At 41.2% G+C, this 19801-nt stretch carries 17 protein-coding genes; 14 read left to right on the forward strand and 3 right to left on the reverse strand.

Annotation, left to right across the window (positions count from 1 at the left end; genetic code table 11):
• Positions 1-4 precede the first annotated feature (4 nt).
• Positions 5-427, forward strand: coding sequence for a hypothetical protein (locus tag ACQQ5U_RS08555; RefSeq protein WP_437396747.1), 423 nt, complete (start codon positions 5-7; stop codon positions 425-427).
• Entirely contained in the window at positions 427-723 is a 297-nt protein-coding gene (locus ACQQ5U_RS08560; RefSeq protein WP_100815889.1) for a DUF721 domain-containing protein, read from the forward strand. The genes ACQQ5U_RS08555 and ACQQ5U_RS08560 overlap by 1 nt, the downstream gene beginning before the upstream one ends.
• A gap of 64 nt (positions 724-787) precedes the next feature.
• Here ACQQ5U_RS08560 and ACQQ5U_RS08565 read toward each other — a convergent pair whose 3' ends face one another.
• Positions 788-1207 (reverse strand): nucleoside-diphosphate kinase, encoded by a 420-nt coding sequence (locus tag ACQQ5U_RS08565; protein ID WP_119608510.1) that lies wholly within the window; start codon positions 1205-1207, stop codon positions 788-790.
• A 49-nt stretch (positions 1208-1256) separates the two neighbouring features.
• On the reverse strand, positions 1257-2291 hold the full coding sequence (locus ACQQ5U_RS08570) for an alkaline phosphatase D family protein (protein ID WP_437396750.1): 1035 nt from the start codon (positions 2289-2291) through the stop codon (positions 1257-1259).
• A gap of 74 nt (positions 2292-2365) precedes the next feature.
• On the opposite strand from ACQQ5U_RS08570, the gene ACQQ5U_RS08575 reads away from it, so the two are divergent.
• From ACQQ5U_RS08575 to ACQQ5U_RS08600, 6 genes are all read left to right on the forward strand, one after another.
• Positions 2366-3382, forward strand: a complete 1017-nt coding sequence (locus tag ACQQ5U_RS08575; protein ID WP_437396752.1) for a DHH family phosphoesterase — start codon at positions 2366-2368, stop codon at positions 3380-3382.
• The gene (gene gldI, locus ACQQ5U_RS08580; RefSeq protein ID WP_437396753.1) at positions 3379-3927 is read left to right on the forward strand and encodes a gliding motility-associated peptidyl-prolyl isomerase GldI; all 549 of its coding nucleotides are present in this window, start codon (positions 3379-3381) and stop codon (positions 3925-3927) included. Before ACQQ5U_RS08575 ends, gldI begins: the two co-directional genes overlap by 4 nt.
• Before the next feature lie 11 nt (positions 3928-3938).
• Entirely contained in the window at positions 3939-5042 is a 1104-nt protein-coding gene (locus tag ACQQ5U_RS08585) for a peptidylprolyl isomerase (RefSeq protein WP_437396755.1), read from the forward strand.
• Between the two features lie 84 nt (positions 5043-5126).
• On the forward strand, positions 5127-6200 hold the full coding sequence (locus ACQQ5U_RS08590; protein ID WP_437397175.1) for a DUF3810 domain-containing protein: 1074 nt from the start codon (positions 5127-5129) through the stop codon (positions 6198-6200).
• A gap of 59 nt (positions 6201-6259) precedes the next feature.
• Entirely contained in the window at positions 6260-9205 is a 2946-nt protein-coding gene (locus tag ACQQ5U_RS08595; protein ID WP_437396757.1) for an amidohydrolase family protein, read from the forward strand.
• Positions 9206-9215: 10 nt separating this feature from the next.
• Positions 9216-10514 carry an amidohydrolase family protein gene (locus ACQQ5U_RS08600; protein ID WP_437396759.1) on the forward strand — a complete coding sequence of 433 codons (1299 nt, stop codon included), beginning with the start codon at positions 9216-9218 and terminating at the stop codon, positions 10512-10514.
• 70 nt (positions 10515-10584) lie between these two features.
• Here the strand turns inward: ACQQ5U_RS08600 and ACQQ5U_RS08605 are convergent, their stop codons facing one another.
• Positions 10585-11376: a DUF6503 family protein gene (locus ACQQ5U_RS08605; protein ID WP_437396761.1), complete on the reverse strand. Its 792-nt coding sequence runs from the start codon at positions 11374-11376 to the stop codon at positions 10585-10587.
• A gap of 49 nt (positions 11377-11425) precedes the next feature.
• Here ACQQ5U_RS08605 and ACQQ5U_RS08610 point away from each other — a divergent pair, with 49 nt between their 5' ends.
• From ACQQ5U_RS08610 to ACQQ5U_RS08635, 6 genes are all read left to right on the forward strand, one after another.
• Entirely contained in the window at positions 11426-12247 is an 822-nt protein-coding gene (locus ACQQ5U_RS08610; RefSeq protein WP_437396762.1) for a TrmH family RNA methyltransferase, read from the forward strand.
• 3 nt (positions 12248-12250) lie between these two features.
• Complete coding sequence (locus ACQQ5U_RS08615) at positions 12251-13483, forward strand: M48 family metallopeptidase (protein ID WP_437396764.1); 1233 nt, start codon at positions 12251-12253, stop codon at positions 13481-13483.
• Positions 13484-13527: 44 nt separating this feature from the next.
• Positions 13528-15732 carry a RelA/SpoT family protein gene (locus ACQQ5U_RS08620; RefSeq protein ID WP_437396766.1) on the forward strand — a complete coding sequence of 735 codons (2205 nt, stop codon included), beginning with the start codon at positions 13528-13530 and terminating at the stop codon, positions 15730-15732.
• A gap of 41 nt (positions 15733-15773) precedes the next feature.
• Positions 15774-16232: a Fur family transcriptional regulator gene (locus ACQQ5U_RS08625; RefSeq protein ID WP_437396768.1), complete on the forward strand. Its 459-nt coding sequence runs from the start codon at positions 15774-15776 to the stop codon at positions 16230-16232.
• A gap of 12 nt (positions 16233-16244) precedes the next feature.
• Complete coding sequence (locus ACQQ5U_RS08630; protein ID WP_437396769.1) at positions 16245-17513, forward strand: adenylosuccinate synthase; 1269 nt, start codon at positions 16245-16247, stop codon at positions 17511-17513.
• 98 nt (positions 17514-17611) lie between these two features.
• Positions 17612-19723: a glycoside hydrolase family 97 protein gene (locus ACQQ5U_RS08635; protein ID WP_437396771.1), complete on the forward strand. Its 2112-nt coding sequence runs from the start codon at positions 17612-17614 to the stop codon at positions 19721-19723.
• Positions 19724-19801: the final 78 nt, after the last annotated feature.

The raw sequence follows: 19801 nt of genomic DNA on the forward strand, positions 1-19801 counted from the left end.
CATCATGAGACGAATCCTTTCATTTTTATTGGTTTTGATGCTTTGGGCATGCAATGATTCATCTGTTAACGAAAATGATTTACATTATTTGAACGGCTATTGGGAAATATCGGAAGTTGAATTTCCCGATGGATCCATCAAGGAATATGGTATGAACCCAAGCATCGATTTTATTCACTTGAAAGACGACAAAGGGTATCGAAAAAAAATGAAGCCCAAATTTGATGGCACTTATGACACTTCAAAAGATGTCGAAGGTTTTACCGTATCCAATGCAAATGAAACCATCATTCTACGGTATTCAACCGAATTGAGTGAATGGGAGGAAAAACTGATGCAATTGGATTCAGTTTCATTTTCAGTAACCAACCAAGAGGGTGTTACCTACAAATACAAACGTTTTGAACCCATCAAAATTCCACAATAATGGCCAAAAGACATAGTTCCCACATACCATTGAGCGAAGCTTTGAGCGAGTTTATCCAAGAGAACAAACTCCAAAAAGGCATGGACAGGGTAGATGCCAGAGAAGCTTGGGTAAAACTAATGGGGAATGGAGTAAACAACTACACTACAGCCGTTGAACTAAGAAATGAAACACTATTTATCTCCCTCTCCTCTTCTGTACTACGTGAGGAATTGAGTTTGGGCAAGACCAAAATCATCAAGATGATCAATGAGGAATTGGGGAAAGAACTGGTAAAAAAATTGGTGCTGAGATAACAACTAAAAGCAGACAAAAAAAGCCACCCGATGGGGTGGCTTTTTATATTTTTTTGTATTTCGATTAGTACATTTCTCTTCCTGAAAAGTGGAAAGCACCTTCGATAGCAGCATTTTCATCACTATCGGAACCATGTACGGCATTTTCACCGATGCTGGCAGCGTACAATTTTCTGATGGTTCCCTCAGCTGCTTCTTCTGGGTTGGTAGCACCGATCAATGCGCGGAAATCATCCACAGCATTGTCTTTTTCCAAAATAGCTGCCACAATAGGTCCTCTTGTCATAAACTCCACCAATTCGCCAAAAAATGGACGCTCATTGTGGATGGCATAGAATATTTCGGCATCCCTCTTGCTCAATTGTGTGTACTTCATGGCCACAATCTTAAAACCAGCAGCCGTAATTTTATCCAAAATTGCTCCGATGTATCCATTTTCAACAGCATCAGGCTTAATCATGGTAAATGTTCTATTTCCAGTCATTTTTTTAAATTTTGCGCAAACTTAAGCTTTTTCAACTAAGCTACAAGGCTCAATAGGTTTGTTTTAACTCTTGCAGCACCGCGCCATTATCTCCCTTCATCTTCATATCGGCCTCTCTTTTTTCAAAATCAAAGGTGATTACCCCATAACTTTTCTCAGAAACCACCTCCCCAATTCTGTGTTGGTTGGGTTCACCACTAAAACTAAAATAGGAATGGGTAAGTCCGCTACTGGTAAAATCTATCAATGGGTAGGAAAGACCATCAATTTCAGTCTTGGAGAATTCAGAAATATGTCTGTCTCCCGATAAAATAATCACACCTTTTGCTCCTGATTGGGCTATTAGGTTTTCCAATTTATCCACTTCCAAGGGAAAATTGCCCCAACTTTCAAAACCATGCTCCCCAGAAAGCACCTGAATGCTGGACATAATCAAATTGAAATCGGCATCAGATTGGTTGAGTTCGTTCTCCAACCATTGCCATTGTGCTTCACCAAGGACAGTGGCGGTGGAATCCGTTGTAGGTTTATATCTTTTTTTGGACTCTTCATCTTTAACAAGCTCACTTCTGAAGTAGCGGGTATCTAAAACAATGACCTTTACCTTTCCAGCAGGAACCTCATATTCGTGGGAGGCATACACTCCCTCGCGGTTTCTTCTTTCGCTATCTTCGGGAATGCCCATAAAATCCAAAAACACTTGTTGGCTTTCCTTTTTAATGGAAAAGTCGGAGCCACCGTCATTTAAACCAAAATCATGATCGTCCCATGTTCCGATAATAGGTACTTCGGCCCTTAATTTGGCATATTCGGCAACCGTATCCTGCATGGCATAAATGGCCCTCAATTTTTCAACATCGTCTGTATCGGCATACACAATATCACCACCCCAAATCCAAACATCCGGACTTTCTGCCAAGATATCGTCCCAAAAAGGATTTGGTTCTTGCGACATATTACACGACCCAAAGGCCACAATAAAATCCGGGCTGGGTCTTTCTTCAGTCTCTATGGTTTTTTCAACCTTCTTTTTACAGGCGGAAAACAGAATCAAGGTTGCTAGAAATATGTAAAATTGCTTCATCTTGTATGAGTATTGCGTCAAAAATACGGATAAACCGGGTTACCTCTATATTATATTATTGTATATTTGGCCGCATGAATTCAGCGGATATCAAGACAGTAAAGTCGATACTTTCCCAACCTCAGACGATAGCAATTATACCCCACAGAAATCCAGATGGTGATGCTATGGGTTCATGTTTGGCGCTCTATGGATTTTTGAAAGCAAAGGGGCACACGGTGCAGGTTGTTGCACCCAATGACTATCCTAAATTCCTTAAATGGATGCCATGGAATAATACCGTTATCAATTTTGAGAGGGAAAACCCAAAGGCCAAAGAAGTTATTAATGAAGCTACGGTAATTTTCACCTTGGACTTTAACGACCTCTCCCGTGTTGGGCAAATGAAATCTGCCTTGCAAGAAGCAACAGCCGATTTCATCATGATAGACCATCACCAACAACCCGGTGATTATGCGAGGGTGACTTATTCGGATGTAACCATGAGCTCCACCTGTGAAATGGTATATAACTTCATCGACTTTTTGGAGGAAACGAATCTTATTGATGCCGATATCGCAACGAATCTATACACAGGCATTTTGACAGATACAGGGTCTTTCAAGTACCGTTCAACATCGAGTAAAACACATCGTGTGGTGGCCGAACTTATTGATAAGGGTGCAAACAATATGGAAATTCACCAAAATGTTTTCGACACCAATTCACCATCTCGCCTGCATTTGCTAGGTGTTGCCCTGAGCAATATGGTGATTCTGCCCGAGTATAAAACAGCATACATTACCCTAAGCCAAGATGAGCTGGACCAATACGATTTTAAAAAAGGTGATACCGAAGGCTTTGTGAATTATGGGCTAACTTTGGAAGGCATTATCTTCGCGCTTATTTTTATTGAAAATCGTGAAGAGGGAATTATCAAGATTTCGCTTCGTTCCGTTGGAGACTTTTCCGTAAACGAATTTGCAAGGGAACATTTTAATGGAGGTGGACACACCAATGCCGCTGGCGGAAGAAGTGAAGTTAGCATGGAAGAGACCATTTCCCATTTCAATGAAATTTTGAAAACCTATAAAAGTAAACTGAACTCATGAGATTTTTTCTAGCTGTACTTTTGACTGCAATCGTTGTGAGTTGCGGAGGTCCAGAACCGAGAAAACCCGTAGAGGTTAAATCCGGTAGTTTTTACAAGGAATCCATCGAGCGCACCAAAAAATTATTGGCCGCAGAGGAAGAAGCAATTCAGGAAATCATTTCCAAGGATACAGTTCATGAATACTTGTCCAGTCCAGATGGATTTTGGTATTACTACGAATTCAAAAATGATACGGCCAGCTATCGACTTAAAACGGATGACCAGATTTTGTTTTCCTATAATTTAATGAGCCTTAACAACGACACTATTTATACTGCGGAAGAAATTGGACCCACTTCGCATGTCATAGACAAGCAACAGTTGTTCCCTGGGCTTCAAAACGCAGTGAAACTCTTAAAAATAAACGAGAAAGTCACATTTTTGTTCCCATCTCCCCTAGCCTTCGGCTATCAAGGAGACAACAAGGCGATCGGTCCCAAAACACCTCTAAAATCATCAGTAGAATTACATACAATCATAATAGATAACGACAGTTTAAACTAAATTCATAAGCAATGAAGAAATTATTTTACATCATACCATTATTTCTCCTAGTGATCATAGGATGCAAATCGAGCAAATATGCCGATTTGGGAGATGGTATTTTTGCCGATATCCAGACCACAAAGGGAGATATCATCATCCAATTGGAATACAAAAAGACCCCGGTTACCGTGGCCAACTTTGTATCCTTGGCAGAAGGCAAAAATCCATTTGTGAACGATGAGTACAAGGACAAAAAATTCTACGATGGGATTGTATTCCACAGGGTCATCAAGGATTTTATGATTCAGGGTGGGGACCCAACAGGTTCTGGAAGTGGAAATATCGGATATACTTTCAAGGATGAGTTTAACGATTCGTTGAGACACTCCAAAAAAGGAATCCTTTCCATGGCCAACAGGGGTCCCAAGACCAACAGCAGCCAATTTTTCATTACCCATAAAGCTACTCCATGGTTAGATGACAAACACACCGTTTTTGGTGAAGTAGTCGCAGGAATGGATGTAGTGGACACGATTGCCAATGTAAAAACTGGTGCTGGTGATAGACCAATTTCTGAAATTGCCATGGATCATGTAGAAATTGTACGTAATGGCAAGGAAGCACGTCAGTTTGATGCCGTTCAGATCATGACCGATTATTTTGAGGAAGCCAAAGCCACCGAAGCTGCATTCAAAAAAATGAAGGAAGATTTGGCAGCTCAGTTTACGGAACAAATCGATGAGGCCGAAGCAACCTCTAGTGGCTTACGTATTTTAAAATTGAAAGAAGGTGATGGAGAGCAGCCAAAAGTAGGTCAAAAAGTAATGGTAAACTATGCTGGATGGTTGTTCAACGGTGATTTATTTGATAGTAATATCGAGGAAGTTGCCACCAAATTTAACCAATTGAACCCAGGCAGAAGAGATCAGGGCGGATACCGTCCGTTCCCCATGGATTATAGCCCGGATGCCCAGTTGGCAGCCGGTTTCCGTGAAGGTTTGTTGACCATGAAGGTTGGTGACAAAGTACGTTTGTTCATCCCTCCACACTTGGGTTACGGAGATAACAATTACGGCCCAATTCCCGGTGGTTCGACCTTGGTTTTTGATATAGAAATTGTTGGAATTCAATAGTAATATTCCAATATGATAACTTAAAAAAGCCGTACTTTTCCGTGCGGCTTTTTTTGTTGCCCTAAACACCGTGCTTCATTTTTGATGAGACAAAAAACCAAAACATTCATTGCCATTGCGTTTCCAATCCAAGTATTATTGGTAAAATGGATAAGCAACTACCACACCTTTATAGAGGATTATTACAGTAATGGAATCTACCCATACATTTCAGGTTTTTCAAGGATACTGTTTGGTTGGATTCCTTTTTCATTTGGGGATTTGGTGTACACTGCGCTGGTAGCTTTAGCCATTAGGTATATTTACAAACATTGGAAAAGCATCAAACAGAGACCACTGTTATTTTTAAAGGATATTGCCGTAGTACTGTCTATCGTTTATTTTGCCTTTCATCTGCTTTGGGGCATGAACTATCACCGCCAACCCATCAACTGGAAACTAGGCATTGAACGTGAATACACCGCTGACGAATTGGTAGAGTTGACCCAATACATTGTCAAAAAAACAAATCAGTATCAATTGGAACTGACAGGAGATACTGTTTCACCCGTACACATCCCCTATTCCAAAAAAGAAATCTTTACTAAAACAGAAAAGGCCTACGCAAAATTTGCAAAGCAATTCCCTGATTTTAAATACCAACATCGGAGCCTTAAATCGTCGATATACAGCATACCTCTAACTTTTATGGGGTATGGTGGCTACCTAAACCCATTTACCAACGAGGCTCAAGTAAACGGAATTACTCCAAAATTTAGGTTGCCCACCGTAAGCGGGCACGAAGTTGGCCATCAGCTAGGATATTCCGCCGAGGGAGCCACGAATTTTATAGGGTTTTTAGTCACCTCACAAAGTGAAGACCCGTATTTTAAGTATTCCGCTTACAATCATGCCTTAGGGTATTGCCTTTCCGACCTCTTTTATAAAGATGAGAAAAAGTACAATGAAATCGTGGCTACCATTAACCCCGGAGTCAAAGAAAATTTTAATGAATTACGGGATTTTTGGGAAAAATACGAAAACCCGATGGAACCCATCTTCAAATCCGTGTTCAACACTTTTTTAAAGGTGAACAACCAAAAGGAAGGTATAAAAAGTTACAATGCAGTGGTAGGGCTTATCATCAACTACAGAAAACAGCAATTTCCCCAGAATTGAAACTTGCGGAGTCCTTTCACAAAGGTTATCTTTAAACCGACTAATTCAATTTAAACCTTATGAAACTTAAACTTTTAGCACTGTTTCTCTTCATGAGCAGTGTTTCTTTGTTTGCACAGGATTATTTTCCAAAAAATGACGGTGTAAAGGCAAAGAAGAACAACAATTACACGGCATTTACCAACGCCAAGATTTATGTAACCCCCACACAAGTTATCAACAATGGTACCCTGCTAATCCAAAACGGCAAAGTGGTACAAGTGGGAAAATCCGTAAGCATACCCAAAAATGCAGTAGTAGAAAATCTGGATGGAAAATCCATCTACCCATCTTTTATAGATGTTTTCTCAGGATTTGGCGTAGAACTTCCCAAGAAAGCCAGTGGCGGCGGAAGGTCGGCACAATATGGCCCTTCCAGGGAAGGATTTTACTGGAACGATCACATAATGCCAGAGAAAGACGCCATCAACAGTTTTACGTATGATGCCAAAGAAGCCAAAGAGCTTAGAAATGCTGGTTTCGGAACCATCAACGCACATATTGAGGACGGTATCGCGAGAGGAACTGGGGTTTTGGTAGCCTTGAACGATGAAGCATCCGAAGCACAGCGAATTCTGTCAGATAAATCTGCTCAATACTTTTCTTTTGAAAAAAGTGTTGCATCGAGGCAATCCTACCCAGGCTCACTTATGGGAACCATGGCTTTGATGCGTCAGATGTATTACGATATGGATTGGTACAGCAAAGGCAATGTGGACACCAAAGACCGTTCTTTGGAGGCCCTCATCGCCAATAAAGGATTAACCCAGATTTATGCTGCTGGCGACAATGGCAACGTTTTACGTGCCGATAAAATCGGAGACCTATTCGGAATTCAGTACACTATTTTGGCTGGAGGCGATGAGTATGAGCGTATTGATGATATTAAGGCCTCCAATGCCAAATTGATTCTACCGCTGGATTTTCCAGATGCATTCGACGTTTCCAACCCTTACGAAGCCAAATACATTGCTTTGAAAGATATGAGACATTGGAATTTGGCCCCGTCCAATCCAAAGGTTTTGGCCGATAACGGTGTGGATTTCTCCATCACTTTGCACGGACTTAAATCCCCAAAAGAGTTGAAAGGCAAAATCATGAAAGCCATTTCTTATGGGCTTTCGAAAACTAAAGCATTGGAAGCTTTGACTACTGTTCCTGCCGAAATTTTAGGCAAATCCAACGAAATTGGTTCATTACAAGTTGGAAACCAAGCCAACTTCTTGATTACGTCCGGAGATATTTTTGACAAAGAAACCACCCTTTACGAAAACTGGGTACAAGGAACCAAGAACGTTATCGAAAGTATGGATGTCATCGATATTCGCGGAGATTACAATCTAGCCGTTAACGGAAGTACTTACACAGTTTCATTAACGGGAGATGCCGATAAACCAAAATCAGAAATCAAAAAAGGTGACAATAAGGTGGATTCCAAAATTGATTATTCAGCAGATTGGTTGAATATTTCTTTTAGTGAGGACAATGTTGGTTCTTACCGTATGGTTGCCCATGTTATGCCAGGTGTTGAAAACATCAAAGGAAATGTAGTGCTTCCAAATGGTGACGAAACTTCGGCCATAATGACCAAGACTTCGTCTTTTGAAGAAAAATCAAAAGAGAAAGAAGCTGCTGAGAAACCTCAGCTAATGGCCTTGACCTATCCAAATGTTGGTTATGGTTTCAAGAAAAAACCAGAGCAAGAAAACATCCTATTTAAAAATGCAACCGTTTGGACAGGTCAAAGCATTTTAGAAAATACCGATGTATTGATCAAAAATGGTAAAATCTCCAAAGTTGGCAAAGACCTTCGTGCTGGTGGAGCAACTGTGGTAGACGCCACAGGGAAGCACCTTACCGCTGGAATTATAGACGAGCATACGCATATCGCTGCGCTAGCCATTAACGAAGGTGGGCATAACTCTTCCGCAGAAGTACGCATGGAAGATGTTGTCGACCCCAAAGATGTTGCCATATACAGAGATTTGGCCGGTGGCGTAACAACAGCTCAATTGCTCCACGGTTCTGCCAACCCAATTGGTGGACAATCTGCCATTTTAAGATTAAAATGGGGAGAAAGTGCCGAGGACATGATATTTGATAACTCCCCTAAGTTCATCAAGTTTGCTTTGGGGGAAAACGTAAAGCAGTCCAACTGGGGCAGCTATTCCCGTTTTCCACAAACAAGAATGGGTGTTGAGCAGGTCTATACCGATTACTTCCAGCGCGCCAAGGAATATGATGCCAAGAAAAAAAGCGGTGAACCTTACCGTTATGATGAGGAAATGGAAACATTGGCCGAAATCTTGAACGGAGAACGCTTTATTTCCTGTCACTCTTATGTGCAGAGCGAAATCAATATGATGATGAAGGTTGCCGAGAAATTTGATTTCCGTGTGAACACCTTTACCCACATTTTGGAAGGTTATAAAGTTGCTGATAAAATGGCTGAGCACGGTGTTGGCGGTGGCACATTTAGTGACTGGTGGGCATACAAATACGAGGTAAACGATGCCATACCTTACAACGCTGCAATCATGACAAGTCAAGGTGTAACCGTAGCCATCAATAGTGATGATGCTGAAATGTCCAGAAGACTGAATCAAGAAGCTGGTAAAACCGTGAAATATGGTGGTATGTCAGAAATCGAGGCTTGGAAAACGGTAACATTGAATCCTGCCAAATTACTTCACTTGGACGACCGTGTAGGAAGTATCCAAGAAGGCAAAGATGCCGATGTTGTACTGTGGACAGATCATCCGTTATCCGTTTACGCAAAGGCTGAAAAAACGTTGATTGAAGGAAAAGTATATTTTGATCTTGAAAACGACAAAAAACTTAGAGAATCCATCAAAAAGGAAAGAAACCAGCTGATTGGAATGATGTTGAACGAAAAGAAAAAAGGAGAGAAAACACGTACTCCCGTTCAGAGCAAGAAACAAGAGTTTAACTGTGACACCCTTTAAAAAATAGACCATGAAAAAAATATTTTTAATCATAGCAATTGTTTTCGGGGTTTCATTGAATGCACAACAAACCCCTGCCCCACCTCAATCCGAACAAGTTGCCATAATCGGTGCTACGGCCCATATCGGCAATGGAGAGGTAGTAGAGAACTGTACCATCATTTTTAAAGATGGGAAAATTACGGCCATTGGCGCCAATCTTATGGCTCCAACTATCGGCACTATGATCAATGCCGAAGGTAAACATGTATACCCAGGCTTTATCGCGCCATCCAAATCACTTGGTTTGGTCGAAGTTGATGCCGTTAGAGCAAGTGATGACCAAGATGAAATCGGTGAAATGATTCCTCATGTTCGCAGTTTGATTGCCTACAACGCAGAATCCAAAGTTGTGGAAAGTATGCGCCCGAATGGTGTTCTTATTGGACAAGTAACTCCAGTGGGAGGTACCATCTCCGGTACTTCTAGTATCGTTCAGTTTGATGCTTGGAACTGGGAAGATGCCTCTTTAAAAACCGATGATGGCATCCACATGAACTGGCCGAACTTTTTTAGAAGAGGTCGTTGGTGGATGGGAGAAGAGAGAGGGTATATCCCCAACAAGGATTATGGTAAGGAAATGAACGACATTAAAATGTTCTTCCAAAACTCCTTAGCCTATGGAAAAGCTGTAGAAAAGGAGAAAAACCTGCCATTTGCTGCCATGCAGGGTCTTTTTGATGGATCTCAACGTTTATATATCCATGCCGATGGTGAAAAGGAAATGACCGATGGTGTGACCATGGCCAAAGAAATGGGTGTTAAGCACGTGGTAATCGTTGGTGGATACAGAGCCAATAAAATATCGGATTTTTTAAAACAGCATGATGTTGCTGTTTTAGTAGAGCGTACCCATGCCTTGCCAAGTTTTGAGGATGATGATTATGACATTACTTATAAATTGCCAAAGTTATTGTTGGATGCTGGCCTTTTAGTAGGCCTTCAAAACGAGGATGCGGCCAATTTTCAAGCTAGGAACCTTGCTTTTTATGCTGGACAAACAGTAGCTCAAGGACTTGACAAGGAAACCGCCTTACAGTTACTTACCGGCAACACAGCTAAAATTCTAGGTATTGATGATATGTACGGAACTTTGGAGGAAGGCAAAAGTGCTACGCTCTTTATTTCTGAAGGGGATGCATTGGATATGCGTACCAATAAACTTACCAAAGCCTATATTGATGGTAGGGATATTTCTTTGGAAACCCACCAAACCAAACTTTGGAAACGGTACATGGGCAAGTACGAAAGAGAAAAAGAAGGACAATAGAGATCCCCAAAACAAAAAAGGCGCCAAAATTGGCGCCTTTTTTTGTTTTATATAATCGATTATTATTTTTTCATGGAGTAAAGTTTCCATCCTCAGGTTTTGCATAAAAACCATTGGGTTTTGGAGTTGTGCTCAAAGCAACGTCTTCGAAAGTGACCGTGCTAGCAGCCTCCATAATTTTTCTTCCCTCATATTTGTGCCAAGTGATGGATTTGGGAAGCACAACCCCATTCAACTCTTGCCAATCCTTGTAATTAATCCATCTTACATTATCGGAGGTCTCTCCAGAACGATAGGTTACCGTATATCCCAACCAAGTCATTTGATGGGTATCAGGATCAAAATGTATATAATATTCATCTTTAGATGAAGCACCAACACCGGATTGATAGGCAATTTTTACGCCTGGATAACTCTTCCCTTCATATTCCAAGTCCTCAGTTTCTGAATACACAATTCCATCATCGGCCAACACAAAAGGCATCGCGTAGAAATAAAACATCAAATTATGATAAAACACTACATCACCTTTATAGGTTTCATCTGTGTCCAAAAGCCAGGTCTTACTACCATCAAATCCCATGGTAAATTGCTCGGTTTCAACTTTGTCCATTCTAGACCATAGATCTATGGTATGGGTTTCCTCAAGTTTGGACTTTGGAAGTACAAAGGATAAGGTTCGCTGTTTTTTCCATTGCCCTAATCCTCCATGCGCATCAAAAACCTTGACCAAGGCATCTGGGTATTGAGGTTTGGATTCTGACATTTCTTCCTGGGCAGGTTCTTCAGCCTTTACAGGTTTTGAATTTTGTTTACAGGCCGAAATGACCAGAAAAAGTAATAAGATGGTTAATTTGTTCATGGTATGTATTTTACCAGTTGGTCGAAAAGCCCTTTTTTTAATTACAGGAATGGCTATTTTTACCATGCGTATGGAAACTAAACTGATTAGTAGTGCCCAAAACCCTTTGGTAAAAAAAATCCTGCTCCTCAAGGAAAAATCCCGTGAACGAAGAAAAATAGGGCTTTTTGTTGTAGAGGGACAACGGGAAATTGAATTGGCGCAAAAAGGAGGATATAGTTTGCAAACTCTTCTTTTTTGTCCAGAAATCATGGGTGACATTTCTATTGCATCGATTACAAAAGCTTCAGACCCAGAAATCATCCAAGTTTCCGAAAGCGTTTATGGTAAAATTGCCCACCGCGGCACCACAGAAGGCGTTCTCGGGTTGATGCAGTCCAAAAATCATACATTGGACAACATCATCTTTAAGAACAAAACACCTTTGGTGTTGGTTGCCGAAGCTCCCGAAAAACCAGGAAATATCGGTGCCCTGTTACGAACTGCGGATGCCGCTGCCGTTGACGCTGTTTTAATAGCAAATCCCAAATCTGACCTATATAGTCCAAACATTATCCGTTCCAGCGTAGGTTGTCTTTTTACCAACCAGATAGGCGTAGGAACCACGGACGAAATCATTGATTTTTTACAAACCAACCAAATCAAAATTTACTGTGCTGCCCTGACTGCTTCAAAAAATTATGTTGATTGTGATTTTAAAGCCGCTTCGGCCCTTGTAATGGGCACGGAGGCTACTGGATTGACCGATACTTGGCTTCAAAATTCCGACCAAAACATAATTATACCGATGCAAGGAGAAATAGACTCCATGAATGTTTCGGTATCCGCTGCAATACTTATATTTGAAGCGAAGCGCCAGCGCGGATTTTAAACTATGGAAAAAAATTCACTCTTTTATGTTATCCTGGGCATCCTTGTGGTTCAATATCTGGTTCACCAGTATTTGGAGTACCTGAATGCAAAGCGTTTCAAATCTACGCTCCCGCCGGAACTCGCTGATATTTTTGACGAAAACGAGTATAAAAAATCACAACAATACAAACGAACCAACTATAAATTCGGGGTTATTTCCGATGGATTCTCCCTAGTGCTGACAATATGTTTTTTGTTTTTCGGAGGTTTTGAATGGGTTGACCAACTCACTCGCTCCATTTCCGACAAACCCGTTCCCATGGCTTTGATTTTCTTTGGAATCATTATGTTGGGGAGTTCGATTTTGGGATTACCATTCTCCTATTATCGAACTTTTGTGATTGAGGAGAAATACGGATTCAACAAAACCACCAAATCCACTTTTTTATCGGATAAACTGAAGGGTGGTATCCTCACCATCATTTTGGGAGGAGGTATTTTGACACTGTTTATGTTGTTCTACCAATCCACAGGTCCCGATTTTTGGATTTATGCATGGATCATAGTCGGTGTGGTCATTTTATTCATCAATTTATTTTATAGCCGCTTGATCGTTCCCCTTTTCAATAAGCAGACACCGCTGCAAGACGGAAGCTTAAAAAGCGCTATTGAAGACTATGCGCAAAAAGTGGGTTTTGAGCTTCAAAATATTTTTGTGATTGACGGCTCCAAGCGTTCCACAAAGGCAAATGCCTATTTTTCAGGTTTCGGAAAGGAAAAACGCATCACGCTATTCGATACGTTGATAAATGATTTGAGCGAAGATGAAATTGTGGCTGTTCTGGCACACGAAGTAGGTCATTATAAACGTAAACACATCATTGTCAACCTTATTGTTTCCCTCTCGACTACAGGCCTGACATTGTTCATACTTTCATTGTTCATCAACCATCCTGAAATTTCATTGGCTATTGGCGTGTCCACACCAAGTTTCCATGCCGCATTGGTCGGATTTGCTTTGTTGTACAGTCCAATCTCGGAAATAACTGGTTTGATCATGAACTATTTGTCGCGAAAATTTGAGTTTCAGGCCGATGATTTTGCGAAGACCACATTTGCCGCATCACCATTGGTATCATCCTTAAAAAAGTTGTCCAAAAAAAGCTTGAGCAACTTAACGCCGCATCCCGCCTATGTTTTTGTTCACTACTCTCACCCACCATTGGTGGAACGTATCCGAAACCTAAAGGCATAGATTTTGTTGGTTAGATTATAAGATTGTAGTAAATTTAATATACTATGACAGAGGCTGCTATTGAAAAAGAGAACAAGGAGATTGCGAAGCAGTACAAGGAATTACTTCGCATTAGCTACCAAACGCTGACGGACGAGGACAAGAAGTTGATTCGTTCTGCCTTTGATGTGGCCGTGGATGCCCACAAAGACCAGCGACGTAAATCCGGGGAAGCTTATATTTTTCACCCTATCGCCGTAGCCAAGATTGTAGCTTCGGAAATAGGTCTGGATGCCGTTTCCATTGCCTCTGCCCTACTCCACGATGTGGTTGAAGATACCCCCTACACCCTAGATGATATTGAACGAATGTTTGGGGAGACGGTTGCCCGGATTGTAGATGGTCTAACTAAAATTGCCCACCTTAAAAAGGACAAGGACATCAGTCAGCAGGCAGAGAACTTTAGAAAAATGCTGCTGACCCTACACGATGATGTTCGGGTAATTATTATTAAGATTGCGGACCGGTACCATAATATGCTCACCATGGATTCCATGCCAGAGCACAAGCAGGTAAAAATTGCATCCGAAACACTTTACATTTATGCTCCACTAGCACACAGAATAGGGTTGTACAATATAAAGACCCATCTGGAAGATCTTTCATTAAAATACACAGAGCCCGAAGTCTATCATGATATTCAGGCTAAAATAGAGGATACCGAGGAAGAGAGTTTAGCTTATATTGAGGACTTTGCCAATGTCATTAGGACTTCTCTGGATAAAGAGGGTTTGAATTACTACATCAAAGGGAGGATGAAATCCATTTTCTCCATCCGTAAAAAGATGAAGACCCAGAATGTCACCTTTGACGAGGTCTATGATAAATTTGCGATTCGGATAATATACAAATCGGACCGTAAGAACGAGAAGTTCCTCGCTTGGAAGATATATTCTATTGTTACAGATCACTTCACCCCCAACCCTATTCGATTGCGTGATTGGATTACATCGCCCAAATCCACGGGTTATGAAGCACTCCACATTACAGTAATGGGACCAAAGGGCAAATGGGTTGAAGTTCAGATACGAAGTGAGCGCATGCACGAAATTGCGGAAAAAGGCTATGCCGCACACTTTAAATACAAGCATGGAAACCAAAAAGAACAGGGCATAGAAGAATGGCTGAACAAGCTACAAGAAGCCCTGGAAGGCGCCAATGGGAATGCCGTTGATTTTGTTGAAGAATTCAAGCTAAACCTATATTCCAAGGAAATATTTGTCTTTACCCCAAAAGGGGATTTAAAATCGATGCCCAAAGGAGCGACCGCCTTGGATTTTGCCTTTAATATTCATACCGAAGTAGGCCTGAAGACCCGTGGAGCCAAGGTTAACGGAAAACTCGTGCCCTTGGGAACCGTGCTCCGCAGCGGTGACCAGGTTGAGATTATAACTTCCGAAAGTGCCAAACCTACCCAAAGCTGGTTGGATTACGCGCAAACGGCACGAGCTCGTTCCAAGATTAAATCATCGCTCGGTGAAGAGAAAAAAGAGGTCGCTGCAGATGGTAAGGAAATATTACGCCGAAAACTGAAAGCGCAAAAAATCAATCTAAACGAGGATACCGTAAACAAGCTGGTGACTTTCTTCAAATTGAAGACCAGTTTGGATCTTTTCTATCGGGTGGGTATCGGAGTAATTGATAATGAAAAACTCAAAGATTTTGCCTCCTCGTACCATAATGCATTTATCAATTTCTTTAAGAACCGAATCCGCAAGACCCCTGTTCCTAAAGATGTCGACAAAAATGAAATTACCACCAAATATGATTTACTGGTTTTTGGCAAGGAAGAAGAGCGGTTAAACTACAAATTATCCCAATGTTGCAACCCCATTCCGGGGGACGAAGTTTTTGGCTTTGTTAGTGTGACCGATGGTATCAAAGTTCATAAAAAGAACTGCCCTAATGCCATTTCATTACAATCCAACTATGCATACAGGATTATTAGTGCCAAATGGATAGATTCATCACAGGAGGAGTTTTCTGTCGATATTCAAATCACTGGAATCGATAACATGGGATTGGTAAAGGACATCACCAAAATTATCTCGGAAAATATGCACGTTAATATGCGGAATCTTAACTTTAGTGCGGATGGTGGAACCTTCAAGGGGAAAATCACTTTGGTCGTAAAAAACAATAATATCCTTAAAAAATTAATGAACAGTTTAAAGCAGGTCGAAGGGATAGATAAAGTGACCAGAATTTAATTTTTAACTGTACCTTTGTGCATTAGCATAGGTAGAAAGCCATGGGAAACAATAAAAATCAGGAAATTGTAAAAAATGTGTTCACCTCATTCCTTGAGGAAAAAGGGCACCGCAAGACCCCTGAACGCTACGCCATTTTACAAGAAATATATGACAGTAATGATCATTTTGATGTGGAATCCCTCTACATTAAAATGAAAACAAAAAACTATAGGGTAAGTCGAGCCACGCTCTACAACACTATAGAACTTTTGTTGGAAAGCAAATTGGTACGTAAGCACCAATTTGGCAAAAACCAAGCACAGTACGAGAAGTCATATTTTGACCGCCAGCATGATCATGTCATACTCACTGACACTGGCGAGGTGGTAGAATTTTGTGACCCAAGAATTCAATCCATAAAAAAGACAATAGAAGAGGTTTTTGACATTAAGATCAACAATCACTCATTATATTTCTACGGAACTCGAAACAAAGAAGAAGAAAACCTAACCGAATAACCCACACATTACATGGTAGATTTATTGCTTGGACTCCAATGGGGAGACGAAGGAAAAGGAAAAATTGTTGATGTACTGACCAAGGAATACGATATTATCGCTCGATTTCAAGGAGGTCCAAACGCAGGACACACTTTGGAATTTGATGGCATTAAACACGTTTTACACACTATTCCCTCAGGAATTTTTCACAAAAACGCCATCAACATTGTTGGGAATGGAGTGGTAATAGACCCTGTAATCTTCAAAAAAGAACTGGATAATTTGGAGCAATTCAATATTGATATTGAGTCCAAGCTTTTTATATCCAGAAAAGCCCATTTGATTCTGCCCACCCACCGCTTATTGGATGCCGCTTCCGAAGCTTCCAAAGGAAAAGCGAAAATTGGTTCTACCCTAAAAGGTATCGGCCCAACTTATATGGACAAAACTGGCCGTAATGGTATGCGTGTTGGGGATTTGGAGTTCGAGGACTGGAAAACAAAATACCGTGCCCTCGCCGATAAGCACGAGGCCATGATTGATTTTTATGATGTAGATATTCAGTACAACCTCGATGAATTGGAGGCTGAATTTTACGAAGGCGTGGAAACCCTTAAAAAACTGACCTTTATTGATAGCGAGGAATACATTTTTAAAGCTCAGGCCGAAGGCAAAAAGATTTTGGCCGAAGGTGCACAAGGTTCCCTATTGGATATTGATTTCGGAACCTATCCCTTTGTAACCTCTTCCAACACTACAGCGGCAGGCGCATGTACTGGATTGGGTGTTGCTCCCAATAAAATTGAAAGGGTTTTGGGAATATTTAAAGCATACACAACGCGAGTTGGTAGTGGACCATTCCCGACCGAACTTTTTGATGAGGATGGTGCAAGAATGGCAAAAATAGGTAACGAGTTTGGTGCCACCACAGGAAGACCAAGACGTTGTGGTTGGTTGGATTTGGTTGCCTTGAAATATGCCGTTCAAATTAACGGGGTAACCGAATTGATGATGATGAAAGCCGATGTTCTAAGCGGTTTTGACGACATTAAAGTATGTACTGCATACAAATATAAAGGTGAAGAAATTCAGCATTTGCCCTACAACATTGAAGAAGAGTATGTAACTCCTTTATATACCGAGATGAAAGGATGGTCCAAGGACCTTACAAAACTTTCCAAAGCAGAAGAATTGCCAGCTACCTTAAACGACTATATTGCGTTTTTGGAAGAGCAATTAAATGTACCCATTAAAATAGTATCCGTAGGTCCGGATAGGACCCAGACTATTCATAGGTAAACTTCGGTTTTTTGTTCATTTTTCAGTAACTTCAATGTCCTGTTTTTCAAATCTAGGCATTATTTTACTTAACACATAATTGACTAAAAATCAATAACATGAACAAAATACTTACCTTACTATTTTTAGTAGGACTGCTTACTTCCTGTACCGACGGACCTAAGTTATTATCGATTACATCTCCCAGCGGTACCAATTCCATCGATTTTCATCTTTCGGAAGATGGCGCACCCTATTATTTTGTGAATCATAATGACCAGATTGTCATTGATTCTTCTTCCATGAGTTTTGATTTCAAAGACCAAAAATCTTTGAGCGGAAACCTAAGCATCATCAATTCAAGCACAAATGCGATCAACGAAACTTGGGAGATGCCTTGGGGCGAACAAAAGGAAGTTGTAAATAATTACAATGAGCTCAAAATAGAACTCGAAGAGATCCAAGCTCCGAACCGTAGATTCAATATCTATTTTAGGGCGTATGACGATGGGATAGGCCTCCGTTATGAGTTTTTGCCCCAGCAGGGCATAGATAGCATCATCATTATGGATGAAAACACGGAATTCCAGTTGACCGAAGATTATACTACATTTTGGATTCCCGGCGACTGGGATATCTATGAACATCTCTACAACACTACCAAGGTTTCCGAGATCGATGCTATTTCCAAAAGAGACAATGCCGACCTTGCGGCGACCTATATTCCCGAAAATGCAGTGAATACCCCAGTTACCATGCGCGGTGCAGACGGGCTGCATTTGAGTTTTCATGAGGCCAATCTTACCGATTATGCCGGAATGACCTTAAAAGTTGATAATGAATCCCTGTTATTGACCAGTGAATTGGTAGGTTCCGATAGAAATGGGTACAAAGTAAAACGGGAACTTCCCTTTAAAACACCATGGCGTAGCATTCAAATTGCCGACAACGCCAGCGACCTTATAGAATCAAAATTGATTGTAAACCTCAATGAGCCCAACAAACTAGGCGATATTAACTGGTTCGAACCCAAAAAATATGTAGGCATTTGGTGGGAAATGCACGTGGGCAAGTCTACTTGGGACTACGCAGGCTCGCAGGACATGAACACTTTTACCAATGATTTAAAACCTACGGGCAAACACGGGGCGACCACAGAAAATACTAAGCGCTATATTGACTTTGCCGCTAAAAACAACATCAAAGGTGTTTTGGTCGAAGGCTGGAACACGGGATGGGAACATTGGATAGGTTTTGAGGACCGCGAAGGAGTCTTCGATTTTGTGACCCCCTACCCCGATTATGATTTAAAAGAATTGAATCGATACGCCAAGGAAAAAGGTGTGGAAATTATAATGCATCACGAGACCTCGGCGGCACCACGAACCTACGAGCAACAATTGGATACTGCCTATCAATTAATGAACCAATTGGGCATACACTCCGTTAAAACAGGTTATGTGGGCAAAATTATCCCAAAAGGAGAGTACCACCACGGGCAATGGATGGTGAATCATTACAGAAAAGTATTGGAAACAGCTGCCAAATATAATGTCGCCATTAATGCGCATGAACCTATTAAAGCGACAGGAATTCGAAGAACCTACCCCAATGCCATTGCACGTGAAGGGCTCCGTGGACAAGAATTCAATGCCTGGTCGGCCGATGGAGGAAACCCTCCAGAGCACTTGCCCATTGTGGCCTTTACAAGGATGTTGGCAGGCCCAATAGATTTTACTCCCGGAGTTTTTGACATTGACATTCCCAGCAAGGAAAACAACCACGTAAACACCACACTAGCACAGCAACTGGCGCTGTATGTCGTTATTTACAGTCCTGTTCAAATGGCTTGCGACCTACCCGAAAATTACGAAGGGCAACCCGCCTTGCAATTTATTAGGGATGTTGGTGTGGACTGGGAAGAGACCAATGTATTGAACGGAGAAGTAGGCGACTACGTGACCATAGCCCGTAAAGAACGAGAAACAGGCAATTGGTTCGTTGGCGGCATCACTGATGAAAATGCCAGGGAAATTACTATTGATTTTGATTTTTTGGATGATGGTGGGGTGTATAAGGCCACTATATACAAAGATGCAGAAGATGCACATTACAAAAACAATCCTACCACAATCAGCATTGAGGAAATCAACATTAGTAAAGGTTCCCCTTTGACGGTTCAATTAGCAGAAGGAGGTGGGTTCGCCATTAGTTTGATGAAGAAAAAATGATTGATTTATCGCTTGTGTATGTGACTTATATCACTGTAGAGGCGGCACCTATTCTTTACCTTTAAATCATCTTAAAAT

This window comes from Flagellimonas lutimaris (genome assembly GCF_051494225.1).
GTDB classification, from domain to species: domain Bacteria; phylum Bacteroidota; class Bacteroidia; order Flavobacteriales; family Flavobacteriaceae; genus Flagellimonas; species Flagellimonas lutimaris_A.